19 protein-coding genes and 3 pseudogenes are annotated in these 23,554 nt (G+C 61.6%); 13 read left to right on the forward strand and 9 right to left on the reverse strand.

The genetic code is table 11. The annotated features are described in order from the left end of the window. Nucleotides 1–18: 18 nt before the first annotated feature. Together M1E16_RS11165 and M1E16_RS11170 are read right to left on the reverse strand one after the other, a co-directional pair. Complete coding sequence (locus M1E16_RS11165; protein WP_458129910.1) at nt 19–900, reverse strand: transporter; 882 nt, start codon at nt 898–900, stop codon at nt 19–21. Nucleotides 901–1,031: 131 nt separating this feature from the next. Continuing rightward, on the reverse strand, nt 1,032–2,009 hold the full coding sequence (locus M1E16_RS11170) for a helix-turn-helix transcriptional regulator (RefSeq protein ID WP_458129911.1): 978 nt from the start codon (nt 2,007–2,009) through the stop codon (nt 1,032–1,034). A gap of 277 nt (nt 2,010–2,286) precedes the next feature. Between M1E16_RS11170 and M1E16_RS11175 the strand changes: the two genes are divergently transcribed. After that, on the forward strand, nt 2,287–3,609 hold the full coding sequence (locus M1E16_RS11175; protein WP_434697997.1) for an APC family permease: 1,323 nt from the start codon (nt 2,287–2,289) through the stop codon (nt 3,607–3,609). A gap of 48 nt (nt 3,610–3,657) precedes the next feature. Here the strand turns inward: M1E16_RS11175 and M1E16_RS11180 are convergent, their stop codons facing one another. The 4 genes from M1E16_RS11180 to M1E16_RS11195 all read right to left on the reverse strand — a co-directional run bounded on the left by M1E16_RS11180 (nt 3,658) and on the right by M1E16_RS11195 (nt 7,448). Beyond that, entirely contained in the window at nt 3,658–4,704 is a 1,047-nt protein-coding gene (locus tag M1E16_RS11180) for a DUF2955 domain-containing protein (protein WP_458129912.1), read from the reverse strand. Then, entirely contained in the window at nt 4,694–5,815 is a 1,122-nt protein-coding gene (locus M1E16_RS11185) for an HlyD family secretion protein (RefSeq protein WP_434624335.1), read from the reverse strand. The genes M1E16_RS11180 and M1E16_RS11185 overlap by 11 nt, the downstream gene beginning before the upstream one ends. A gap of 71 nt (nt 5,816–5,886) precedes the next feature. Beyond that, nucleotides 5,887–6,411 (reverse strand): transporter suffix domain-containing protein, encoded by a 525-nt coding sequence (locus tag M1E16_RS11190; RefSeq protein WP_458129913.1) that lies wholly within the window; start codon nt 6,409–6,411, stop codon nt 5,887–5,889. 143 nt (nt 6,412–6,554) lie between these two features. Next, entirely contained in the window at nt 6,555–7,448 is an 894-nt protein-coding gene (locus tag M1E16_RS11195) for a LysR family transcriptional regulator (protein WP_458129914.1), read from the reverse strand. A 95-nt stretch (nt 7,449–7,543) separates the two neighbouring features. On the opposite strand from M1E16_RS11195, the gene M1E16_RS11200 reads away from it, so the two are divergent. From M1E16_RS11200 to M1E16_RS11220, 5 genes and pseudogenes are all read left to right on the forward strand, one after another. After that, the gene (locus tag M1E16_RS11200; protein ID WP_305495217.1) at nt 7,544–8,710 is read left to right on the forward strand and encodes an MFS transporter; all 1,167 of its coding nucleotides are present in this window, start codon (nt 7,544–7,546) and stop codon (nt 8,708–8,710) included. A 226-nt stretch (nt 8,711–8,936) separates the two neighbouring features. Continuing rightward, a complete protein-coding gene (locus M1E16_RS11205; protein WP_458130312.1) occupies nt 8,937–9,977 on the forward strand; it encodes a substrate-binding domain-containing protein in 1,041 nt (346 codons plus the stop codon). Between the two features lie 1,399 nt (nt 9,978–11,376). Then, nucleotides 11,377–12,270: pseudogene (locus M1E16_RS11210) on the forward strand (sensor histidine kinase); the annotation flags it as partial. 309 nt (nt 12,271–12,579) lie between these two features. Next, nucleotides 12,580–12,867 (forward strand): annotated as a pseudogene (locus M1E16_RS11215) (response regulator transcription factor); the annotation flags it as partial. A 567-nt stretch (nt 12,868–13,434) separates the two neighbouring features. Then, nucleotides 13,435–13,728, forward strand: a pseudogene (locus M1E16_RS11220) (ATP-binding protein); the annotation flags it as partial. Nucleotides 13,729–14,058: 330 nt separating this feature from the next. Here the strand turns inward: M1E16_RS11220 and M1E16_RS11225 are convergent. Then, complete coding sequence (locus tag M1E16_RS11225; RefSeq protein ID WP_458129915.1) at nt 14,059–14,685, reverse strand: glutathione S-transferase family protein; 627 nt, start codon at nt 14,683–14,685, stop codon at nt 14,059–14,061. 153 nt (nt 14,686–14,838) lie between these two features. On the opposite strand from M1E16_RS11225, the gene M1E16_RS11230 reads away from it, so the two are divergent. Together M1E16_RS11230 and M1E16_RS11235 are read left to right on the forward strand one after the other, a co-directional pair. Further along, nucleotides 14,839–15,264: a MarR family winged helix-turn-helix transcriptional regulator gene (locus tag M1E16_RS11230; RefSeq protein WP_458129916.1), complete on the forward strand. Its 426-nt coding sequence runs from the start codon at nt 14,839–14,841 to the stop codon at nt 15,262–15,264. Nucleotides 15,265–15,327: 63 nt separating this feature from the next. After that, complete coding sequence (locus tag M1E16_RS11235) at nt 15,328–15,876, forward strand: nuclear transport factor 2 family protein (protein WP_305495213.1); 549 nt, start codon at nt 15,328–15,330, stop codon at nt 15,874–15,876. A gap of 94 nt (nt 15,877–15,970) precedes the next feature. Here the strand turns inward: M1E16_RS11235 and M1E16_RS11240 are convergent, their stop codons facing one another. Beyond that, on the reverse strand, nt 15,971–16,507 hold the full coding sequence (locus M1E16_RS11240; protein WP_458129917.1) for a TetR/AcrR family transcriptional regulator: 537 nt from the start codon (nt 16,505–16,507) through the stop codon (nt 15,971–15,973). A gap of 125 nt (nt 16,508–16,632) precedes the next feature. Between M1E16_RS11240 and M1E16_RS11245 the strand changes: the two genes are divergently transcribed. Continuing rightward, complete coding sequence (locus M1E16_RS11245; RefSeq protein WP_458129918.1) at nt 16,633–17,277, forward strand: glutathione S-transferase; 645 nt, start codon at nt 16,633–16,635, stop codon at nt 17,275–17,277. Between the two features lie 116 nt (nt 17,278–17,393). On the opposite strand, the gene M1E16_RS11250 is transcribed toward M1E16_RS11245, so the two are convergent. Continuing rightward, nucleotides 17,394–18,137, reverse strand: coding sequence for a GntR family transcriptional regulator (locus M1E16_RS11250; RefSeq protein ID WP_458129919.1), 744 nt, complete (start codon nt 18,135–18,137; stop codon nt 17,394–17,396). 135 nt (nt 18,138–18,272) lie between these two features. On the opposite strand from M1E16_RS11250, the gene M1E16_RS11255 reads away from it, so the two are divergent. From M1E16_RS11255 to M1E16_RS11270, 4 genes are read left to right on the forward strand one after another with little or no spacing between them, the layout of a single operon-like run. After that, a complete protein-coding gene (locus M1E16_RS11255) occupies nt 18,273–19,112 on the forward strand; it encodes an ABC transporter ATP-binding protein (protein WP_458129920.1) in 840 nt (279 codons plus the stop codon). Further along, the gene (locus M1E16_RS11260) at nt 19,109–20,110 is read left to right on the forward strand and encodes an ABC transporter substrate-binding protein (protein ID WP_458129921.1); all 1,002 of its coding nucleotides are present in this window, start codon (nt 19,109–19,111) and stop codon (nt 20,108–20,110) included. Before M1E16_RS11255 ends, M1E16_RS11260 begins: the two co-directional genes overlap by 4 nt. Before the next feature lie 7 nt (nt 20,111–20,117). Further along, nucleotides 20,118–20,867 (forward strand): ABC transporter permease, encoded by a 750-nt coding sequence (locus M1E16_RS11265; RefSeq protein WP_458129922.1) that lies wholly within the window; start codon nt 20,118–20,120, stop codon nt 20,865–20,867. A gap of 52 nt (nt 20,868–20,919) precedes the next feature. Then, nucleotides 20,920–23,292, forward strand: a complete 2,373-nt coding sequence (locus M1E16_RS11270) for a hypothetical protein (protein ID WP_458129923.1) — start codon at nt 20,920–20,922, stop codon at nt 23,290–23,292. Nucleotides 23,293–23,554: the final 262 nt, after the last annotated feature.

The raw sequence follows: 23,554 nt of genomic DNA on the forward strand, positions 1-23,554 counted from the left end.
AAACTCCGATGAATGAATTCAGAACACGTGGACCAGACGCAGCAGTGCGTCGGCGCCGTGATAGCCGTTATCGGTAGCAACGTTCTGCGAAAGGCCGAACATCACCTGGTTCTGTTTATCCAGCCAGTGGCCGACCTCGAAGCCCACCTGGGTGTAGCGCTTGTGAGTGTCATCGATGCGCTGATCGTTGATCCGCAGTTCGCCGCCATCTGCGTGGATCAGCCGCAAAGCCCCGTAGGTGCTTTGCGTAAAGTCGTAGGACGCGAAGGCCTGCAGGCGATACAGCGGGTCCTGTTTCAGCTCGCTGCCAAAGTAATCGTCGTTCTTGCCGTAGAGCTGGGCTTCGAGGTTCGCCTCCAATACCCATTTTTCGCCGATGCCCTGGGTGTAGTTGTAAACGAAGGTCGCGCCCCAGCGATTGGCGCCGGGCGATACGTCTGGATTTTTGCCGTGGTATTCGCCAATCGGCAGGGTGATCAGGGTCAGCAAGCCGCTATAGGTGCGTGAGGCGGGGTCATTGATGATGAACAGCGTGCCGCCAACCTGAGGGTCGCCAAAGCCGCTTTCCCCGGTGTGTTGGCTGGCACCTGGCAGGCGTGCGTTGATGTCGGCAAAGGGCACGATGAACTGCGGAGTGCACAGGGTGCCGCAGACGTCGGTGAAAAATACCTGACGGTAAGCCATGGCGTTGACCTTGAGGTCGGCCTTGCCGGTGCTGTCGGCCGGGCCGTGAAAGTCGTCAGCGCGGCTCGCTGGCAAATACACCACGCCCAGGTTGGTGCCTGAAGGCGCGCCGAAAAAATCCCGGGCATTGAGGTCGGCGGCACTGGCGTGCAGGTTCGACAATCCACCGATCAGGGCCAGTGCGGCATTGCGCGTGAAAGTCTTGGCCATTGGCATTGCATCTCTTCTTTGAGTTGTTGTGCGGCGAATGGCTCGCCTGTCGATGGCAGAGGGGCAAAAAAAGGACAAAGGCGTCCCGTGGCCGTCAAAACGACAGCGAAAAATTCAGCGCAAGTCAGCGGTGCGGATCAGTCGGGTGGGGCATGCAGTAGATGGGCGATACGGGCCTTGTCCTTGACTCCGAGCTTGCTGTAGATCGCCCGGATGTGGTGGCGCACGGTGTTGGGGGACATGCCCAGGTCGCGGGCGACTTCCTTGTAGGTCTTGCCTTCGCCGAAACCCTGGGCCACGGCGTTTTCCCGTGGGCTCAGTTGCATCAGCACCGTGCGGCTGCGAGCGGCCAGCAGGAGCAGGTCGCCGACCGTCGATGCCTCGATCTGCAAGTGCTTGCCTTCATAGCCGTCAGCGTTCATCGCCACCGGCAGGCAAGGGCCGGTCCAGTCCGGCCACTCGCTCAACAGCAAGTCGACGAAGCCACGTTCCGCGCAGTGCAGGGTGCCGCGTTGGTCGCACACGGCGAGCGCGAGGTTGCGCGGATGCGTGAGGGCTTCGCGCATCGCCACCAGGGTGCGAATCTGATTGGCGGATACCGCCGCCACCAGGTGCAACATGAGATTGTTCAGCAACAGGCAGTCTTGCTCGGTGAAGCGTACCGCGTCTGGGGCGCGATAGAGTGCGAGGTGGTCGCTGAGGTGGGTTTGCGGGTCGATGTACACCACGCACAGCAACTCGCCGATGGCGTACGTCTGGCCGAGCCAGTTAAGCCCGGAGCCGCTGGCAGGGTTGCGCATGTCGACGATGACCGCTCGCCCCGGAACATCGTGGGCCCTGGCGACAGTCACATCGATATGGCGAATCGACTGCCAGTCGGACAGGTAGCTGCGGGGCAGTTCATGTAGATAGGAGCTGTGTTCTTCAGGCAGTCCGTCAACCAACGCGCCGCGGCCCCACCAGGCGCTCTCGAAGGGCAACAGCTGGCTGATGCAGCTCAGCGCCGCTTCGTGGAAATGCTCGATGTCCTTGTCCTGCGCCAGGCGCTGGAGCTCCAGTGTCATTGCGCTGAAGGCCTCAAGGAGGCAGGCGTGACCATGATCATGACGGCTCATTCGTATGTACCTCTATGCGACGTTCTTATTGTTTTCGTCACGAAGTCATTGAGGGCCGGAACGTCGTTTGGACGCGGGCAGGGCCTGTGAGCGATTATTGGCCCACTAAAGCAAGACTGCCATCCTACAGATGCATGATAGTGCCTGGCGGGAGCTCTTCCTCGGCTGGCAATTTAGTGAACTTTTACCCTGCGAATTTTTCCACTGCTCAGAGGTTATGCGAGGGCATGACGCTCGGATGAATCTTGCGAAAAAAATCCCCCTGGCAGAGCCTCAAATGACAGTGAACCGGTCACAACCCAAGCCCTCTTTGCGCCGTGCCATCACGGGGCCGATGCTGTTTCTGTTCATCCTGGGCGATGTACTGGGCGCTGGCGTTTATGCGCTTGCGGGTACCATCGCCGGAGAGGTAGGCGGGGCGATCTGGGTGCCGTTGTTGATCGCGTTGTTCTTCGCCATGTTGACGGCAGGTTCGTACGCCGAACTTGTCTCGAAATATCCTCACGCGGGCGCGGCGTCGGTGTTTGCCGAAAAGGCTTTCAAGTCACCGCTGATATCGTTCCTGGTTGGTTTTTGCATGCTCGCCGCGGCGGTGACCAGCGCGGCCGGTCTCTCGCTGGCCTTCGCGGGGGACTATCTTGGCGCATTCATCCACGTATCACCCCACGTTGCTGCGCTGATTTTCCTGCTGGTCGTTGCCCTCTTGAATGCGCGAGGGATCAAGGAATCTCTGGGGGCGAATCTGCTGATGACCGTGATCGAGCTGTCAGGGCTGATGTTGGTCATCGTTGCTGCGGGTTACTTTTTCAGTTCTGGCGAAGCTGAACTGGCAAGGGCGCTGGAGTTCAAGCCTGGGGTCAGTCCGATGCTGGCGGTGTTGGGCGCGGCGTTGCTCGCGTTCTATTCGTTTGTCGGTTTTGAGACGTCCGCCAATCTCGCGGAAGAAATCAAGAATGTTCGCAAGGTATACCCACGGGCCTTGTTCGCGGCGCTGGTTACCGCAGGGGTGGTTTACATGGCTGTTGGGGTCGCCGCGTCTTCAGTTTTGCCAACGGAGAAACTGCTTGCCACATCGGCCCCATTACTCGAAGTGGTTCGGGCTTCCGGGCTCGACATTTCGCCTCGCCTGTTCGCTTTTATCGCGCTCATCGCGGTGGCCAACGGAGCGCTGCTGACCATGATCATGGCCAGTCGACTCACTTATGGAATGGCCAATCTGGGGCTGTTGCCAGATGTCCTGGGACGGGTCCTGCCGCATAGGCGCACACCGTGGGCGGCGATTATTGCAACGACGCTCGTAGCCATCGCACTGACGCTGACAGGAACGTTGGCGACCTTGGCGCAAACCGTTGTGCTGCTTTTACTGTTCGTGTTCCTCAGCACCAACATGGCCGTGCTGGTGTTACGCAAGGACAAGGTTGCAGAAGAACATTTTCAGGTTCCCACCTGGGTACCCTGGCTGGCGATCCTGTCTTGCCTCTTATTGCTGAGTCAGCAAGAGTGGGGTACGTGGCTGCGAGGCGGGGCACTTATCCTAGTGGGGATGCTGCTGTATGTCTTTGCCCGAATGGCTGTGCCGGCTGTTGTAAAACCAGACTAGACAACGGCCGCACCGCAAGCAGACGCGCCTCGTGCAGGAGTGGATCACCTACACCGATTGCGGACGAGGCTCCGATACACGCGCTCTTGGCCACAGCAGCGCGGCCAGGCCAATGGCATAGACCACTGCAAACAGCACGTAGGCGATTCGGCTGGAAAACAGCTGTGGCGTCTCTGTTGGCAGTGGCGATACACCGAGCCCGAACAGAATAACGAAGGTGATAAGCCCGCCGCCGAATATCTTGCCAGTGGCGTTGCCGATGGCGGCTTTGCCGGCAAACAGCAGGCTTACCAGCAACAGGATCAGCGCCACCAGCCACAGGGTCGGGCGCAGTTCAAACAGCGTGAAGGCCACGGACGCCGCCATTCCGCCTAGCAGGTTGACCAGCACCAGGCCAAGGGCTGTGCGGCTGCTCATGCCCAGGGAAAACTGGCTAAGCAACGAGGCCACCGTGATCGGGACGACGATCGCCGTGGCCAGCCGTGGGTCGCTCAGGCACAGGGCAACCATGGTCAGCAGAATTGTCGCGCTGGCCATGGCCTGGCGAATCACCAGCGTCTGCTCGTGCGGCTGGGCGGAGGCCTCCTTGGCATATTCACCAGCAGGGTCGGGCAGCAGCGCATGGGCGCCCCAGGCCAGCAGCAAACCCAGGCCGACCGCCTTGACCAGTACCAGCACAATGGACTCGCCCAGATCGCTCTGCGCGATATCGAGCATCGGCACCACAATGGCGATCACCAGCATCAGCGCTGGTCCCGCGCCGCCAGGTTGCCGGCCTTGCGCGGTAAAACAGGCGAGATAAAACAGCCAAAGCAGCGGCAGCAATATCCATGGCCGCTCACCGAACATACCCGTCACACCCACCAGCAGCGCGCCGGTGAGCATACTCACCAGCAACGTTATCAACCCTTGAGACAGCGCTGGCGCGCGGCGGCTGGCCAAGAGGAACTGGATGGCGAACAAGGGCGCGAGAAATGGCAGGATGTCGCCCAGGACCAGACCCGCGCACAAGCCCACGGTCACTGCCAGAGCGACACGCAATCCCTGGCGTTTGATCCGCAGCAGCTCAAGCTCGGCCTGCCCGTCAATTGACATAGTTCAGCCAGGCGCCCAGGCGTGTCATGAATGCCCCCAGTGCGTTAGTCATGGGGTTGTCATCGGTATAGATCACCACGCTCACCTGCGAGCCGTAACGCGGGCCGATCGGGTGCGGTTCCTCCACTATCAGGCGTACCGGAAAGCGCTGCGGGTCGCGCACCCAACCACTCTGGTTGCGCACCGAGGGCAGGGCCGAGTTGCTGCTGCCCTGTTGCGCGACACCCCAGCCGACGCTTTCAACACGGCCTTTGAACACACGGCCCGGCAATACATCGAATACCAGTTCCGCCGGATCGTCGGCCTGCACATGTTCCAGGCTGTTTTCCTTGAACGCGGCAGACACCCATACCGTGCCCCTATCGATGAAGGTCAGTGCCGGTTGGCCGGCGCTGACGACCTGACCGACCGCGAGCTGGAGATGGGTGATCACGCCGTCGGCGGGTGCGATGACTTCGGTGCGGACCAGATCGAGCCGGGCTTTTTCCAGCGCGGCCAGGGCTTGCTTGAACTGCGGGTTGTCGTTGCCTTTGGGCCCCAGTTGCTGGCGCGCCCGTTCCAGGTCGGCCTGGGCCTTGCTCACGGCCGCCTCGGCGGAGCCCAGCGAGGCTTTCGCTTCATCCTGGCGGGCGGCGGCGAACACGCCACGCTCCACCAGTTGATTCACCCGTCGGGCTTGCTCGCGAATGTTGTCGCGCTGCGCTCGCGCCGACACCAGCTGCGCCTGGGCGGCATCCACCGAGGCGGTGCTGGCGCCCACTGCCTGGCCGGCTTCCTCCAGCCGTGCCTCTGCCTCGCTGACGACAAGTCTGTAGGGCTGCGGGTCGATACGAAACAGCACCTGGCCGGTCTTCACCCGGGCATTGTCGAGCACCGTAATTTCTGTCACACGGCCACCCACCTCGGCAGCCATTTCCACCACATAGGCTTGCACCACGGCTTGTGACGTCGAGGGCGTGCGGCGCTCCATGAAAATCGAGAGGGTGAACAGCACGGCGATCAACACTGCAACGCCCAGGGCAATGCGCCTCAGCGGATTGGCTGGCGCAGGCTTTTCAGGAAGCGGTTCGGTTTGTAACTCAGGCTCGACGGAACTGGGCGAATCGGGCATATCGGCACCTGCAAGTCATGGCCATTGAAGAAATACTGATAGCGCGCCGGGGCGGCGATCCGGGCGTTGCCTCAGATCGCGTCGGCGGTGGTGACCCGAGCGGAGCGGATAAAGAGCGCGCGCAGTTTCTCCCAGAAATTGCCCCCCAGGACGAAGAAGCTGCCCACCAACAGTGCATCGGCAAGCAGTTGCAACGCCCAGCTATTCGGACGCAGGCCGGGTGCGAAGGCATCGACATAAGGTTCAAGAAAAGAACACACCAACGGCAGGCAGAACATCACCAGGCCAATACGGTGGCGGGTGACGCTGACCTCCTGCTCGGCACTGGGTACAAGGCCCGACACATAACCGAACACCTTCTGCTTGAGCTCTTGAAAACCTGCCTTGCCCATCACCGCGATGACCAGCAGCAACAGCACCTTGTTGATGATGAACAGCGCGCCGGTGATCGCCGCAATGGTGGAGCGGGGTACATCCGCAGCCGCCGCCAGCGGCACCAGCAACCATAACGTGAGCATCAGGCAAAGAATCGCGATGCCTGCCTTGAAGCGCCATTTCGCGGACTTTGACGTGGTCGGAGGCTGTACCGTGCTCATGCTGCCTTACCTTTCTTTGAGTTGTTATGGCTTATGGTCTGGAGCGAAACTGAGCTTAGCAGCTGGATTGTCAACGCATTCAGCGCTGTTGGTATTTTCTGCGCAGGGGCCGAATCTGTTCATGCGTGAGATACAGCTCAACCTCACATCCGATGCTGCTCCAGCAGAAAGTCCACAAACACCCGTACCCGCGCCGGCATCGCCGCACCCCCCACGAAGACTGCATGGATCGGCTCCCGGTCTCCGGGGTTCCAGGCATCCAGCAGCGATACCAGATCGCCGCGTTGCAGATCCTCGGCCACGCTGAACTCGCCGATACGGGCGATGCCAGCCCCTAACCGTGCGAACTGTGCAAGCGCCTCGCCACTGCTGCATTCGATGTTGCCGCTGACCTTCAGGGAAAACTCTTTGCCGTCGCGGGTGAACGGCCAGTTGGGTTCGGCGCGACGGAAGTTGAAGCGCAGACAGTTGTGCCGCAGCAGGTCTTCCGGTTCCCGAGGGGTGCCGTGTCGTTGCAGATACTCGGGAGAAGCCACCACCACCTGGCCGGTGTCGCCGATCCTGCGGGCGGTCAGCGGGCTGTCGGGCAGGTGGCCAAACCGCACCGCCACATCGGCCTGGCCGCCGAGAATGTCGACCACTTCGTCGCCAAGGGTGAGGTCGACAACGATGTTCGGGTAGCGGGCGCTGAATGCGGCCACCAGAGGAACGATGGTCTGCCGCCCATGGCCGAGGGCGGCACTGACCCGCAAACGGCCCTTGGGCACGCCCTGGTCGGCGATGGCCTCTTCGACCTCAGCCATGTCGGCGAGGATACGCCGGGCTGCGCGCAGGTAAGCCTCGCCTTCGGCGGTGAAGGTGATCGAGCGGGTGGTGCGCAACAGCAGGCGGGTGCCGAGCCGTTGTTCGGTTCGCGCGATGATCCGACTGACCGCCGAAGGGGTCAGCCCCAACACACGCGCTGCGGCCGACAAGCTGCCTTCCTGCGCCACCGTGGCGAACATAGCCATTTCACCTGATCTGCCGTTGAAGTCCATTTGTGCTCCGTACGCAAAGGTGCTTGCCAAAAATGCTATCTACCGCTTGCAAAGGCCGAATCGTAGCATCTGCGGCATAGATAAGGAGGCTTCCCATGCGTATCAATCCACCGCTTGTCGCACTCGCCATTGGTGCCTTTGGCATCGGCGTTACCGAGTTTGCCCCCATGGGCATGTTGCCGGGCATCGCCGCGGATCTCGGCGTTTCCATTCCCGCCGCGGGTCTGTTGGTCAGTGCCTACGCCCTGGGCGTGCTGCTCGGCGCGCCGCTGATGACCTTGACCACCGGCAGAATTCCCCGACGCTATCTGCTGATCGGACTCATGGCGATTTTCACCCTGGGTAACCTGATGTCAGCGCTGGCGACCGATTACTACAGCCTGATGGTTGCCAGGGTGGTGACCTCACTGAACCACGGTGCGTTTTTTGGCGTCGGCTCCATCGTCGCCGCCAGCGTGGTCGCCCCGGAAAAACGTGCCGGGGCGGTCGCGGCCATGTTCATGGGCCTGACCCTGGCGACCATCGGCGGTGTGCCGTTGGCGGCCTGGTTTGGCGATTTGTTTGGCTGGCGTACCGCGTTCTGGGGAATCACCGGATTGGGCGTAGTGGCTATGGCCGCGTTGTGGTTCGCGCTGCCCAACCTGCCGGCGCCGCAGAGCAGCGGGGTGCTGGCGGAAATTCGGGTGCTGGGCCGCGGCCCGGTGCTGGGGGCGTTGGCCCTGACCGTAGTCGGCTCGGGCGCGATGTTCACGGTATTCACTTACATCGCTCCGATCCTGACCAGCGAGACCCATGCCTCTAGTGCCTTTATCACGGCCATGTTGGTGCTGTTCGGCGTGGGGCTGACCCTGGGCAATATGTGGGGCGGCAAGGCCGCGGATCGCTCGATAGACCGCACCCTGATCGTTTCGCTTAGCGTGCTGATTCTCGTCTTGCTGGCGTTCACGGTACTGATGCGCTGGCCGCTGCCGGCCGCGGTTGCCATCCTCATCTGGGGTATCGCCAGTTTTGCCTTGGTACCGCCGTTGCAGATGCGCGTGATGGAGGCCGCCAAGGACGCGCCCAATCTGGCTTCGGCGGTGAATATCGGTGCCTTCAATTTCGGCAACGCGATTGGTGCGGCGCTGGGCGGCGCGGTGATCAACGCGGGGTTGGGTTACCCGGCGATTTCCCTGGCCGGCGCGGCAATGGCGGGTCTGGGGCTGCTGATGGTGCTGGCTTTTGCCTGGCGTGCCCGAGGGGTTGCGGCTGCGGCGTTGTGAAGGTGGCGCGATCAGGGGGCTCGGCTGGCTGAAATCCTCCGTGGCCGCGCGAAGTGGGCACGTTGGGACTATGCTCATTGCCACTACCGTCGTTGCACGGGTTTCAGTCGCCGCCAAGGAAAGGAGTCTGTACGTGTCTGATACTTCATGCCCGGTTCCATTATTGAAATGGCCCTTGATCCACAGCGTCCTCTGGCGCTTCGCCGGTTGCGTGACCGGGCTGGCGATGCTTGCCGCCCATCCAGCCCAAGCGGCCGACGGCGGTGTCGCCGGCGGCTCTACCGCAAGCTATAGCATTGCCTTCAGCAACTCATACGCAGGCAGCGATTTTCGCAAGGTGATGGTGCGCAACTGGCAGGAGATCGCGCTCCAGGCGCAGAAGGATGGGTTGATCCGCGAGGCTCCGGTGGTCAGCGCCAACAACTCGGCGTCGGAACAAGCGGCCCATATCCAGGACATGATCGTCAATGGCGTGAATGCCATCGTCGTCCTGGCCGCGTCCGATACGGCGCTGAACGGGGTGATCCGCGATGCCTGCAATGCCGGCATCGTGGTGGTGGTCATGGCCAGCCTGGTCAGCGAAAGTTGCGTTTATACCGTGGATTACAACTGGTCCGCCATGGGCCGCGTGGAGATGGATTACATCGCCGAGCGCCTCAAGGGCAACGGAACGCTGCTGGAGATCCGCGGCATTGCCGGCGATGCCACCGATAAAAACATCAGCGACGGCATTCGCAAGGCCGCCAGCGACTATCCGGGCCTGAAGTTCGCCAAGACCGTGTATGGGAACTGGACGGCTTCCGTCGCCCGCAAAGAGGTGGCGCTGGCGCTGCCGTCGCTGCCGAGCATCGATGCCGTGGCGACTCAAGGGGGCGACGGTTATGGCGCGGCCATGGCGTTCAAGGCGGCGGGACGGCCTCTACCGATCATCGTGATGGGCAATCGTCAGGACGAACTCGCCCTGTGGAAACAGGAGCGCGATGCCAATGGCTACGAGACCGTCTCTGTTTCTGCCTCCCCCAGCGTTTCGCAGGCAGGTTTCTGGGTCGCCCAGCAGATTCTGGCGGGCAAGCAGGTGCCGAAGTTCGTCGAAGTGCCGCTGGTGCGTATCGATGCGAAAGACCTGGACGCCTGGCTCGCGACCATGCCGGTGGGCGGCGCCGCCAATCCTTTTTACAGCCAGGCTTCCGTAGCCGCGATGATCGACGCGGCTAACAACAATACGGCGCCGCCGGCGACGCCTTTGCCGGAGGTTACGAAGCAGTAGTGGCGGGGGAGTGGGGAGGCGCAGCGCCATGGTGACATTCAAGCCCGTCACCGACAGGCCCATTGCCGTCAGGATCGGGCTGGCGGTCGCCGCGCTGGTGTTCCTGATGCTGGCGGTGTCGCTGGTGAACCTCTACGGCTTGCGAGGCATGGTCCGCGCGGTGGATTCCGCCAGCCATTCGGCGGAGATCCTGGCCTCGGTCAACGGCGCCACCGGGCGTGTGGAAAACTTCATCGCCACCCGCGATTCTGAGAGTCTGTCCCAGGCCGAAGGCATGGTGGCGACGGCGATCGCCGGCCTCAGCGCCATTCCGGCGGCCGAGGCGCAATCGCTCAAGGGCAGCCTGGAGCGGCTCGCCGCAGCGATCACTGCCTTGCGCGCGGCGACCCTGACCATGGATGGCGAAACGGAGAACATGACCGCCCACTACGGGCGGATGCGAGAGGCGACGATCCTCGTCGAACAGGGCATCGCCGATGGCCTGAAGGGGCTCGATGCCCGCACCGCCGGGCACGAGGCGCGGGTGAGCAACATCGAAAGCGCCCACCGCATCCTGGATGTCCTGCGCAACGGCGAACGGATCATCACCGGCTATGTGGCCAAGATGTTGGTAGCCGGGGATGCGGCGGCCGCCACCGCGGCGCGCAACGCCTGCGCGGCGCTCCTGCCGGTGGTCGAACAACTGCGCGAGGTGATGGTGGCGCCGCAGGAAACGGAGATCCTTGACCAGTTGGCGGCGGCGGTCGCTGCTGCCAGCGTCGCGGTAGAGCACCTTGGCGAGGCCCCCAGAGTTCAGGGAGACGAAGCTTTGCGGCAGCTCGCCGCCGTCGGGGATGCGGCCGGGCGCCTCGAGGCGATGCTGGCTGACGCGGATGGGCTCGTCGGCCACGACGCAAGCGATATTCAGGCAGCGACCGGCTTGCTGCACAACGCCGCCGCGTTATCCAAGCGTTTCGCCGAGCGTGTCGCCACGCTGGAAGCGCAGACCTTGTCGTTTCGCCTGTCACCGTCGGCCGAAACCGCCCGCTCTGTCGGGCTGATTCTCGACGAGCTCTCCCGTCTCGCTCGGGTTCTGCCTTCGTCCGTAGGACTGCAAGCCAAGGCGACGCCCCTGACGGTCAGTGAACAGATTGCCGGCTACCGGGCGGCCTTCGCCAGGTTCCATCAGGCGAGCAATGCCTTGAGCGCGGCGCGCGACGAGGTTCGCAACGAGGCACGGAGCGCCGGCCTGTTGGTTGCGCGCTTTGCGGGTGAAGCGCGCTCCGACGCCTTGGTCCACAACGATCGCGGCATGCTTGCGACGATAGTTGCGGGCACCGTCGCCGTCCTGCTGGCTGGTGCCATCGCCTGGAGCACGTCACGATTTGTCGCGCAGCCCATCGTGGCCCTGGCCTCGGTCATGCGCCGGCTTGCGGCCGGCGACCTGAACGCCGAGATGGCCAGCGCCGCACGCGGTGATGAGATTGGAATCATGACCCGCGCCGTACGGGTGTTCCAGGAGAATGCCCTGCGCATCCGGGTGCTGGAGGCCGAGGCCGAGGCCGAGCGACAGCAGGTCCAGGCCTCTTTGGAGCGAATGGTCGCCGAACGGACCGACACGTTGCACCAACAGACCGACATACTGGAGGCGCAGGCCGTCGAACTCATTCAGGCGCGCAACCAGGCCGAGACGGCCAACCAGGCAAAGAGCGATTTTGTCGCCACGGTCAGCCACGAACTGCGCACCCCCCTGACCCTCATCCTCGCGCCCCTGGAACAGCTCTCGGCGGCGAACACCCCGCCAGCGGACTGGCGTGTGCAGGTCGAACGTGCCCAACGCAACGCATTGCGCTTGATGAACCGGGTGAACGACATCCTCGACTTTTCCAAGGCCGAAGCTGGCAAGTTCGAGCTGTGTCCCTCGCCGGTTGATTTGAACCAGGCGGTGGGGGTGCTGGCCGAGGACGCCGCCATGGTCGCCGAGGGCAAAGGCTGCACCTTGACTTGCAGCATCGATCCCGCGCTCGGCACGGTGTTTCTGGACCCCCGGCACTTCGAGAAAATCCTTCTCAACCTGGTAAGCAATGCCATCAAGTTCACGCCCGGCGGCGGCACCGTACACCTGGCAGTGACGCCGATCGAAGGCGAGCGATTTGAGTTAGCGGTGCAAGACTCGGGAATCGGCATAGAGCCGGACAAACTCCCGCTGTTGTTTCAGCGTTTTTCCCAGATCGACAACTCCGCCACGCGCCATTACAGCGGCACCGGCATCGGTCTCGCCCTGGTCAAGGACCTGGCCGAACTGATGGGCGGCGAAGTTGGCGTCGACAGCGAGCCTGGACGGGGTTCGCGCTTCTTTGTCCGGCTTCCGCTGGGGGCTGAGCAGAACACCCTGCCGACCGAAGCCAGCCATATGCTTGAGCGATCATCGGCGGGCACAACCAGTACGATGGAGCAGCGCCACCTGCGTTTTGACGATGGCCGCCAGGGCAGTCGCAACGACCTCGCTTCGACGCAAGGCGCAGACGACGAGCCGCATCCGGAACATGCCCTGCGATCCAGAGTGCTGGTGGTGGACGACAGCCCGGAAATGCTCAGCTATCTCAGCGAGCTTCTGCAAAACGACTACATCGTCGCCACCGCAACGGATGGAGAGCAGGCCTGGGCACTGCTGCAGCTTCGACCCATCGACGTGATCGTCTCGGATGTGATGATGCCCAAGCTCGACGGTTTCGGCCTGACCGCCAGGATCAAAGCCAGCGCCGGTTTTGCCCATCTGCCGGTAATCCTGGTGACCGCCCGCGGCGGTAGCGAGGCCTGCATCTCCGGGCTGGAAAGTGGCGCCGACGACTATATCGCCAAACCCTTCTCGCCGCTGGAGCTCAAGGCTCGCGTACGCGCGGCGCTGCGCATGAGCCAGGTGCAAAGCGAACTGCAGGCAAAATCCCGTCAGGCGGGCATGGCCGAAATCGCCACGACTGTGCTGCACAACGTCGGTAACGTCCTCAACAGCGTGAACGTATCGGCAGAGCTGGTCAGCAGCCAGATGCGCACCTCCAAGGCCCAGGGGCTGGGCAAGGTGGCGCGACTGATGAGCGAGCACGTCCACGACTTGAGCGATTTTCTGACCACGGACAACAAGGGAAGGATGCTGCCCGATTACCTGCTCAAGCTGGCGCAAGTGGTGACGGAAGAGCAGCAGGGCATCATCGAAGAGCTCGGGCAGCTCATCAAAGGCATCGACCATATCAAAACCATCGTCGCAGCCCAGCAGTCCTATGCCGTTGCTGTCAGCATCGTCGAGACAGTACCGGTCCCTGAACTAATCGATGATGCCTTGCGCATGAGTGCCGGATCACTGGCACGCAAGGAGGTGACGGTGGTCAAGGACATTGCCGACTTGCCCCTGCTGTCGCTGGACCGGCACCGGATGCTGCTGATTCTGGTGAACCTGATCCGCAACGCCAGGCAAGCGCTGGATGGCGTGAGCGATCGCAGCCCCCGGATCACGTTCTGCGCGTCCCTTGTCGACGGATCAGCATTGCGTATCACGGTGGCCGACAACGGCAACGGGATTGCGCCAGAGCACCTGGCGCGGATCTTTTCCCATGGCTTCACCACTCGCAAGGACGGCCACGGTTTCGGCCTGCACAGCTGCGCGCTCGCCGCGCAGGAAATGGGCGGCAGCTTGAGCGTGCACAGCGACGGGGCCGGGCAGGGCGCGACCTTTATCCTTGATATTCCCGTTGATGCTGCGCTGAGCGGTGCTTGAACATCGCGTCGTCAACGACACCGAGGCGGCGCTGTTCGCTACGGTTTCCAGACCTCGACGTCGTGCGCATCCACCGCCGATAGGCTCAGGACCTGAGCGGCGTTCCAGTGTGGGAGCGAGCTTGCTCGCGAACGCGGAGTATCGGTCGATGAACGTATTGATGTGATGGTCTGTTCGAGATCCAGGCGGACCCGCCCGGGCCACGGTCCAGAGAGTCCCGTTTGCGCTTCAAACTGAGAACCCGTGGCGAGGGAGCTTGCTCCCGCTGGGCTGCGAAGCGGCCCTAAAACCTGCCCAATACTGAGTATCAGGCACACCGCACCCCGCCGGTCACGAGAGCTTGGTAGTAAACGCCTGCAAGCCCAGTTTCACTGCGGGCCGGGCTTCTATCAACGCCAGCCAGCGCGCCATGCGGGGCAGCTCCCGCCAATCAATTTGGTCTCGCACCGATCTTGCAAACGTAAACGCAGAAATATCGGCCATCGAGAAGCTAGCACCCGCCATGTACCCGTCCTCTAGAAATGCCTCTGCCGCCATCAGATGCTCCAACGCTCTTCGGTTCAGTGGCGCGGAAGCCGCTTGTTGCCCGACCTGACATAGAAAAAAAGCGCCGTGGCTTGGGGCGATAACATCTGTAACGAAATAATAGAACCGGTCATAGACCCTATAACGTTGGGCGCCCGGCTCTTTGGGCGATAGACGGCCAGGGGCCTGTTCGTCAGCGTACTGAATGATTGCGTTTGATTGATTGATGACCAGGCACGGTGAGACGCTGTGATCCACAAATGTCGGAACCTTACCTGACGGGTTAAGTGCCAGATATTCTGGAGCACGCTGATCGCCTGATGTCAGGTCAAGACACCTCGGGATAAATTCCATGCCCGCTTCAGCCAGGGCAATGGCAGCTCGCAGGCTGTTCCCCGTTGATGCGCCATGAAGCTCTCGTACCTCAGACATGACAAGGCCTCGTTAACTGGGCGGAGAATGAGTCCACCAGGGATGACGACTCTGGGAAATCGGCACCTACCTGGATGGGGAATGGCGCTGAGTAAAGCTCCGGTGCCGCAAATCACACTTGACTGATGTGCATTTACACATATGATGGGCGTCATGAAAAGCCCCCATGGCGCCGACCTTTGTCATTGCCTCGCCGCCAGACGCCACGCGCGTCTGCTGACCCGCCTCTACGACCGGCACTTGTCTGCCGTAGGTCTTACTGTCTCGCAATTTTCCACGCTCGCGTTGATCAACCAGCATCCTGGAATCCTGATCGCCGAATTGGCGGAAGTCATGGTCATGGAACGAACCACACTGGTTCGGGCGCTGAAGCCATTGCAGAGCGAAGGATATGTCGCCAACCGTGCTGAAGGGCCTCGTTCTGCCATCAGGCTCTCGGTCTCAGCGAAAGGACGAGCGAAGTTGAAAGAGGCCGAGCCTCACTGGGAGACTGCGCAACGTGAGCGTGAGGATCAAATCGGTGAGGCTTCGGCTGTACTGATTCGTAACTCGCTTCTTGAGGAAGTGGTAGGCAAGTAATTTTTTTGCATGTTTGATGTGTAATTGCACATGCGATTTCTGACCCGAAACGAGGAAGTACTCATGAATGCTTTTCCAAGAATCCCATCTCAAGGCGCTGTCGATCCAGCGGAGCGAATCAGCGCGATCGATTTCGTGAACAGGCTCAATTGGTGGTTTGAAACGTGGGACGTGGAGGCGATGGTCGATGCCTTCCTACCAGACGCTGTGGCCTACCACTTCCATGGCACCATCAGCGGCCACGAGGAGATTCGGCAGTTCTTCAGGAGGGACTATCCCTATCTGATCCCTGGCGTCAGCCGACACGCCACCAACCACATTGTCGATGCTGATGAAGACGGTGTGGTGGTGCGCTATCAGAATCTACTGGTGCGCTACGCGATGCCAGAGTCGGCCGCGATGCTGGGAGATGGCGAAGCCATCGACAGCCCTGATGATTTACCGGCTATCTGGCTGTTCTCGCCGATGATGGACCGCTTGCGTCGAACCGAACATGGCTGGAAGGTCTTCGAGCGTTACATAGGGGGATCATCCATCAACACGAGGCTCAACCCGCCGACAACTGATCCTGCCGAGCTTGCCGAGTACATGCCCCAACTGAAACAAGCGTAAATCAGTCATCCTCGAGCTGGAGAGAGCTTCGTTCCACCGGCAGCGAGCGTTCGCGCATCGCTGCCACAACCAAGGCATGACGAGCCCCGCGGACCTAGGGCAACAGACCAGCCGAGCGATACGTCGCGATTGTTCTGTCAAAGACACTGATGTCAGCACGTCCCCGGGCGATCAACTGAGCGCCCTCTACAGCCGCATAGATCGCCAGCGCCTGTTCCTGTCGTTCCTCAAGGCTCAGCTGTGGCCGACAAACCGACAACACCTCCGTCAACCACCGCACGTTCAGTTCGGTAAAACCGTCAACTTCTGTCCTCACCTCTGGCGGCAAGTCATCGTATTCGGCAGACATGATTCCGCAAAGGCACATGCGATTGTCGTTGACCAGAGCCATGCGAAAGATGTCGGTGTAGCCATTCATCCATACAACCAGGTCTTCGGAATGGGCGCGTAAGCCAGCAAGGTATTCAAGCCCATCCTCGGTGTAACGTTTGGCCAAAGCCGCGCCCAAGTCGCCTTTGGTAGGGAAGTGATAGTGGATGCTCGCGCTTTTGATGCCGACTTGCTTGGCGAGCTCACGAAAGCTCAAGCCGTTGTAGCCCCGGGTCTGCACCATCTTTCGGGCAGCCGTCATGATCGTTTCTCGTGTATCCGTTGTCACAAATTCATCTCCCTATCGATAGATAGACATTGACAGTGGGAATATCGCTGCCGTAGCTTATACCTATCGATAGGTAGATAGATAGCTAAGGAGCTCGTATGAAGGTTTTTGATATCCCCGGTTTTCCCAATCCACTGCGCATACGTATTGTTCTGGCCGAAAAAGGTCTGGGCTCGCAAGTAGAGTTCATCAAGGTCGACCTACCCGCTGCGGAACACAAGCAACCCGCGTTCCTGGCGATTAACCCGTTGGGTACCGTTCCGGTGCTGCAACTGGATGACGGCACCCACATCAGCGAATGTACCGCAATCACCGAGTACCTGGACAATCTGGACGACAACCCGATTCTTACCGGCAAGACGCCGAAGGAAAAGGCCGTCATCCACATGATGCAAAAGCGGGCGGAGTCCGAGCTGGCGGATCCGGTCGGCTATTACTTCCATCACGCCACGCCGGGGCTCGGTGCCGCTCTGCAGCGCTACAAGAGTCCTGAATGGGAAGGCCGTATCGAGTGGGGCAACCGTCAGCGCGACAAAGCGGTTGCCGGCATGCACTATTTCGATCAGGTCCTGCGTAGCCAGCCATACATCGCTGGCGAGCAATTTTCCATGGCCGACATCACGGTGTATGCCGGGCTGATCTTCGCCGGTTTCGCCAGTATTGCGATCCCCGATCAGTGCACCGCGCTCTTGGCCTGGCAGGTGAAAGTGCAGCAACGCCCAAGCGTAAGAAATCCCGCCTGATCCTTGCTGCGCCCGGACTGGTAACCAGTCGGGGCGCACGCCTTATTGGAGCGCAGGGAAGCAAGGCGTCATAGTCCTGGATCCAGATCCATGACCGCGAGTTCGGACTGTTGTCATCAACTACCCTGAGCGGTCTTGAAAACCCCACTGAGAATAAACGCATAGCGCTCCGGTCGGATGTAGAACGTCGTGCGGTCGCAGCAGCGACCGTCGGCAAAATACGAGGTGCGCTCCATGACCAGCAGCGCCGCGCCGCGTTTTACTTGCAGCGCCTTGGCCAGGCTTTTGTCGGCTTCCTGCGCACGGATTGCCAGGTCGGCGCGGGTGACCGCGAGGCCAGTGATTGACTCGAGGATGGAATAGATCGGCTGATGTTCGACTTCACTCCAGGCAACGTCGGCCAACTCCGCCGGTAAGTGACTGCGTCCCAGAGCAATGGGTTCGTCATCGACGAAGTGCAGGCGCTCCAGCAGCAGGCAGTCGTCTGCTGCTTCAAACAAACCTCGCATGGTTTCCGGAACAGGCAGCAGGGCATGGCTGAGCACCCGCATGCTCGGTTGCAGCCCTTGCAGCAACAACGCCTCATGAAAACTTCGCAACGCATCCAGGCCGTGGCGTACCTGTTTGGCTGCGACGAAGGTGCCTTTGCCTTGCTTGCGTTCCACCACGCCGTCGTCGCTGAGCTTGCCCACCGCCAGGCGAACCGTGACGCGGCTCACCCCGAACCGCTCGCCCAACTGCGCCTCGGACGGCAGCTTGCCGCTGGGTTCATAGTCGCCGCGCTGGATTTCCTCCAGCAGTTGATGGGCAATCTGTTCGTAGAGTGAGGTGCTGCTGTCGCGAAGAATGGAGGTGGACACTGTCAGCTTCCATGACCTTGAGTGGGGGCAGGGCGCCTTCACTTCTAAGGTTATAAAAATAGGTTATTGGGACTACTTGTATTAATACGTATTATGTCAGGCATTGCCATTGTAAACGACCTGACGACACTTGCCATGCTCAAAACCCTCCCGCGCCCACAGCTGCAAGCCGATGCCCTGACAGTTGCTGATATCAGCTTCCGTTACCCCAACGGGCATGCAGTGTTTTCCTCGTTCAGCCTGAACGCCAAGCCCGGTGAATTCGTCGCGATCCTCGGTCCATCCGGCTGCGGAAAAACCACGCTGTTGAATCTGCTGTCGGGTTTCATGCAGCCGCAGGCTGGCCAGATCACCATCAACCAGACAGCGGTGCGGCCGGAGCGTTCGGAGCTGGGTTACGTGTTCCAGGCGCCGCAATTGTTTCCCTGGTTGAGCGCGTTGGAAAACGTCCGTTTCGGTCTGCGGATGAGAGCCAGCATCGACGCATCGCAGCAGCGCGAACGGGCCTTGCAGTACCTGCGCCTGGTCGGCCTGGAGAGCGCGGCGCATCGGCTGCCGCACCAGCTTTCTGGTGGCATGCAACAGCGCGTCTCTCTGGCCCGGACCCTGGCCCTGGAACCCAGCGTGTTGCTGATGGACGAGCCGTTCGCCGCGCTCGATGCCATCAGCCGCAACAGCATGAACGAAGAGACACTGCGCATCTGGGCCGAACTGGGCCAGACGGTGCTGTTCATCACCCACGACATCGACGAAGCGGTGTTTCTGGCCGATCGGGTCATCGTACTGAACATTGCCCCCGCAGGGATTCACAGCGAACTGGAGATCCAGCTGCCGCGCCCCCGAACGAACCTTAAGACCCGCCGCCTGCCGGCGTTCCTCGATTACCGCAATGAATTGATGACGCGCATCGCCCAGGTGATGAACACGGGCGACGCGACCATTTACCCCACCCCTCGACTTGAGCTGACAGCATGATCAAACGTTCGCTGCTTGCCCTTACCTTGTCCGCCGCCACGTTGGCCGGCAGCGCATTCGCCGTGGCCGGCGAGGCGAAACCCTTGCGCGTGGGTTACGTCTTCGCCATGGCCAACGCTCCGGCGCTGATCGCTGAGAAACAGGGCTACTTCCGTGACGAGGGCTTGAATGTCGATCTAAAGGCGTTGGGCGATGGCCCGGTGATCCAGCAGGCCTTGGCCGCCGGTGAACTGGACGTGGCTTATGTCGGGACCCCGCCGGTGTACCAGTGGTTTTCCCGTGGGCTGCAAAGCCGGATCCTGGCGAAGGTCAATTACGGCCAGGCCGCGGTGACTGTCGATGCCAAGAGTGCGATCAGCCAGCTGGAAGCGCTCAAGGGAAAAAAGCTCGCCGGGGTCAAGAAGGGCAGTGGCATGGATGTGCTGCTGCGCGGTTATGTGCTGAAGGAAAAGGCCGGGCTCGATCCTGACAAGGACCTGGATATCATCGACATGCCGCCGGGCAACATGAACGCCGCCCTGGAACGCGGCATCGTCGATGCGGCGTTTTCCTGGGAGCCCTTCGTCAGCCAGTCGGTGCTGCGCGGTTCGAGCCGGATCCTGCTCGATGTCAACCAGGCGCTGCCCCAATACCCGTGGTACGTGGTGATTGCCTTGCCGAAAACCTTGCAGGAGCGCCCGGACGACGTGGTGAAGCTGCTACGTGCCCATCGCAAGGCGATCGCCTTCCTCAATGAACACCCCGCCGAATCGAACCGGCTCATCGCCGAGGCTTTCAAGCTCGAAGCGGTGCAGGGCATTGACGGCAAGACCATCACGCCGGAGGCCATCGTCGCCCAGGCGCGGACCCGGCTGGGCTGGTCGGCGGACTTGGAGGAGTCGGACATCCAGTTCATCCAGCGCCTGATGAATTACTCCCATGCCCTGGGTTTTATCGACACCACGCTCAAGACCGAACAGATCGTGGATACCTCCTACCTGGAAAAAGCCGCGTACTGAGCCCGTCATGTCCTTGCCAAAGCCGAATTGGGGATGGGCGTCGCTGCCATTCCTGTTGTTGATCTGGATCGCCCTGGCGAGCCGCTTTCCCACCTACATCCTGCCGCAGCCATGGGACGTTGCCCGTGAGGCGCTGCGCTGGCTGGGGGACCGTTCGCTGTGGCAGCACCTGCAGGCCAGCGTGCTGGAAGAACTGGGTGGTTTTTGCGCGGCGGTAATCGTGGCGGTCTCGCTGGGGACGGCCGCTGGCCTGTCCTCGCGTTTTCGCGATTTCATCTCGCCGCTCAACAGCCTGTTCATGGCCATCCCGCCGATTGCCTGGGCGCCGCTGATCATGATCATTTTCGGCCTGGGCTATGTCTCCATCGTGCTGGTGATTTTCATTGCCGCGATGTTCCCCATGGCGGTGACGATCCAGGAGGGCGTGCAAAGCATTCGCGGCGGTGAAGTCCGTGCGGCGCGAACCTTGGGCGCCAACGCCTGGCAGCTGTTGGCCCATGTCTATCTGCCGGCCTCGTTGCCGTTCGTGACCGCCGCCTTGCGCATCGGCTTCAGCCAGGGCTGGCGGGCGCTGGTCGCGGCGGAAATGATCGGAGCCTCCCAAGGCATCGGCTGGATGGTCTCCACCGGCGGGCAGATCGGCAACAGCAGTCAGGTGCTGCTGGGCATCGTCGTGATCGGCCTGATCGCCTGGCTCATGGAAAGCTTCGTGTTCCGGCGCATCGAGCGTCACTACCAGAAATGGCGCGTGCAATAAGCATCGCCCCACGTATTCGAACCCTTCAGTGGACCACTGCACGAGGTGTCATGTGAGTAACGTTTTCGATCCACGCGAAGCCGGGCACTACATCGCCCCGCAAGGCCTGTACGAGCGCAACAAGAAACGTCCATTCCTGGGCAGCGTCCACTGCGACCGTGACACGCTGGTCGCCGGGCAGTGGGATGAAATCACCCTGGTCTATGAGGTCGGTGGCAGTGGCCTGGCCGACGGTGCGTGGCTCAAGTTGGCCTTCAAGTTCTACTCGGACTGGGCCTTGTTCCAGACCTCGAACCCGGCCGGTCCCAACTATGTCAGCGCCGAATACCAGGCCGGTGAGTTGGTCCCCGGCCAGAGCCAGGCCACGGTGCAGCACTTGAAAGTGCGCTTCGACCAGAAGGGGCATGAACGGCCGTTCCAGAAAGCGATCATCATCGACATCATCGACGGCTACCTGAACCCAGGAGATAAAGTCATCATCCGCCTGGGCGATCGACGCCAGGGCGGAGCAGGGACACGGGCGCAGAGTTTCGTCGAGAAGGACTTCCGTTTCCGCCTGTTCATCGACCCGTTGGGCAGCTCGAAATTTGCCGAGGTGCCGGGCGATCCCTTGCTCGACATCGTGCCGGGGCCGGCGCAGCGTGTGCAGGTGATCGTGCCGCGATTGGTCAGCGCCGGCGAGGCATTCGACGTGCTTTTGCGGGTGGACGATGCCTGGGGCAACACCTGCCGAAACCTGCCGCTCAAGGGAGTGCTGACCTTGGTTGACCCGGAGGGCGGCGAGCGTCAACAGCCGTTCACGCTGGCCTGCGAAGGTTGGGCGACGGCCCGTATCGAGGCGCTTGATCTCGGCGCCGTGGGTGAGTGGCGTCTGTCCGCCGAGGTGGCGGCACCTTTTGTCCACGGCGCCCAGGCCTTCGTCACTGTCGACTCGGCCGGTACCGCGCTGCGCCCGCTCTACGCCGACCTGCATGTGCACTCGGATGACACGGTGGGCACCAACGACACCCTGTACAACCTCAGCTACGGTCGCGATGTCGCCGGGCTCGATGTCCTCGGCTACACCGCCAACGACTTCAACATCACCGAGCAGCGCTGGGACCAGGCGGTCAAGCTGATCCATGAGCTCAATGAGCCAGGCCGATTCGTGTGTTATCCCGGTACGGAATGGTGCGGTAACTCCTGCGCCGGTGGCGACCGCAACGTCGTATTCCTTCACGACCGCAAACCCGAATTCCCCTTCGACAATCAGGGCCGACTGGTGCGCTCCTTCGAATGGAACGAGTTCACCGCCGGCACCATCAAGCCGGGTGCCTGGCCGGTGGACGAGTTGTATGCCGCCTATGCCAAGGACCCCGAAGGCCATTTGATGATGCCCCACGTCGGCGGCCGTCGGTGCAACCTCGACTGGCATCACCCGGAGCTCGAACGGCTGATCGAAGTCGGTTCGGCCTGGGGCCAGTTCCATTGGGTCTACGCCGAAGCGCTGCAGCGTGGCTATCGGGTCGGCGCCGCGGCGAACAGCGACGAGCATCAAGGCCGCTGCGGTGGTGGCGTTCCAGCGACGGCGGTGTTCGGCTCCCGTGGCGGGCTGACCGGGGTGGTCGCCGAGGCTTTCGACCGCGCCAGTGTCGGCAAGGCCCTGCGCGCCCGTCGCACCTTCGCCACGACCGGCGAGCGCTCGTTCGCCAGCCTGCGCCAGGGCAAGCACTTCATGGGCGAAGTATTCACCGCCGATTCGAATGCCATTCTGGATTATCGACTATTGGGCGAGGCGGGCTGGGAGCAGGTCGATCTGTTCGACGGCGACCAACTGATCTGGTCACGCAACCTGCACCAGGAACTGGGCTACAGCGCACAACGCATTCGCCTGCGCCTGGGCGGCGCACGGATCAAGGATCGCTATCGCGGGGCCTATTGGACCGGCGAAATCCGCATCACTGGCGCAGTCATCAACGGCTTTCGCGCCCTGGGCCTCGATCATCCCGAGCAGACCGTATGGCGCAAGGACGCAACGGTCCTGGCGTTTCGCACCGACACCAATGGCGATACCGACAGCATCGAAATCGACCTGTCGCAACTGGCCGGCGCCACGCTGCAGATCCACAGCCGTATCGACAATTACGTCAAGGTTGGCGACCCGTCCGAACCGCAACCTTACGTACACGCGCCGACAGTGGTCATGGAACTCTCCGGCGAACAATTGCTGGCGCAATCGCAAGTGGTCGAAGTTTTGCCCGGCGCGGAATTGAAAATGTCCCTGGAACGGATGACCGCTGCGCCGTTGCCCCGTGAGTTGCAGGGCAGCATCGAACTGGCGCGGTTGGGGCTTGAAGCAGGACGAGAGCACCCGTTGTTCATCTGCGCCCGGCAGCGCGACCAGTCACGGGTCTGGACGTCTGCGTTATTTCTTGGCCTGCGATAGCATGAGCGGGCCCACTGTGGTGGGCCCGCTAAGTCAGTGCTGGACGACTCCCTTGGCTAGTCGGCTGTCCGGTTCAGTTGCCGATCCCGAAATTGCGAATGCAGAAGGCAATAGCCCGGTTACAAGGCTGAGCATTTTTAAATGCCATGAGCTGTCTCCTTGGTTAAACCGCGCAACGGAACTGGCCGTTTTGGCGGTGTAATGAGGAGGCAATTGGTTAGAGTGCGCTCTAAGTCAAGCGGTGAGGGCTAATAAGGAGCTA

It is taken from the genome of Pseudomonas sp. Z2-11, from assembly GCF_054161305.1.

What these genes read in the sequence shown, in the direction of transcription:
- M1E16_RS11180 (WP_458129912.1), bottom strand. Translation starts at nt 4,704, where the DNA reads ATGTCAATTGACGGGCAGGCCGAGCTTGAGCTGCTGCGGATCAAACGC.
- M1E16_RS11260 (WP_458129921.1), top strand. Translation starts at nt 19,109, where the DNA reads ATGATCAAACGTTCGCTGCTTGCCCTTACCTTGTCCGCCGCCACGTTG.
- M1E16_RS11175 (WP_434697997.1), top strand. Translation starts at nt 2,287, where the DNA reads ATGACAGTGAACCGGTCACAACCCAAGCCCTCTTTGCGCCGTGCCATC.
- M1E16_RS11195 (WP_458129914.1), bottom strand. Translation starts at nt 7,448, where the DNA reads ATGGACTTCAACGGCAGATCAGGTGAAATGGCTATGTTCGCCACGGTG.
- M1E16_RS11205 (WP_458130312.1), top strand. Translation starts at nt 8,937, where the DNA reads ATGCTTGCCGCCCATCCAGCCCAAGCGGCCGACGGCGGTGTCGCCGGC.
- M1E16_RS11185 (WP_434624335.1), bottom strand. Translation starts at nt 5,815, where the DNA reads ATGCCCGATTCGCCCAGTTCCGTCGAGCCTGAGTTACAAACCGAACCG.
- M1E16_RS11255 (WP_458129920.1), top strand. Translation starts at nt 18,273, where the DNA reads ATGCTCAAAACCCTCCCGCGCCCACAGCTGCAAGCCGATGCCCTGACA.
- M1E16_RS11165 (WP_458129910.1), bottom strand. Translation starts at nt 900, where the DNA reads ATGCCAATGGCCAAGACTTTCACGCGCAATGCCGCACTGGCCCTGATC.
- M1E16_RS11170 (WP_458129911.1), bottom strand. Translation starts at nt 2,009, where the DNA reads ATGAGCCGTCATGATCATGGTCACGCCTGCCTCCTTGAGGCCTTCAGC.
- M1E16_RS11200 (WP_305495217.1), top strand. Translation starts at nt 7,544, where the DNA reads ATGCGTATCAATCCACCGCTTGTCGCACTCGCCATTGGTGCCTTTGGC.
- M1E16_RS11235 (WP_305495213.1), top strand. Translation starts at nt 15,328, where the DNA reads ATGAATGCTTTTCCAAGAATCCCATCTCAAGGCGCTGTCGATCCAGCG.
- M1E16_RS11265 (WP_458129922.1), top strand. Translation starts at nt 20,118, where the DNA reads ATGTCCTTGCCAAAGCCGAATTGGGGATGGGCGTCGCTGCCATTCCTG.
- M1E16_RS11225 (WP_458129915.1), bottom strand. Translation starts at nt 14,685, where the DNA reads ATGTCTGAGGTACGAGAGCTTCATGGCGCATCAACGGGGAACAGCCTG.
- M1E16_RS11245 (WP_458129918.1), top strand. Translation starts at nt 16,633, where the DNA reads ATGAAGGTTTTTGATATCCCCGGTTTTCCCAATCCACTGCGCATACGT.
- M1E16_RS11230 (WP_458129916.1), top strand. Translation starts at nt 14,839, where the DNA reads ATGAAAAGCCCCCATGGCGCCGACCTTTGTCATTGCCTCGCCGCCAGA.
- M1E16_RS11240 (WP_458129917.1), bottom strand. Translation starts at nt 16,507, where the DNA reads ATGACGGCTGCCCGAAAGATGGTGCAGACCCGGGGCTACAACGGCTTG.
- M1E16_RS11190 (WP_458129913.1), bottom strand. Translation starts at nt 6,411, where the DNA reads ATGAGCACGGTACAGCCTCCGACCACGTCAAAGTCCGCGAAATGGCGC.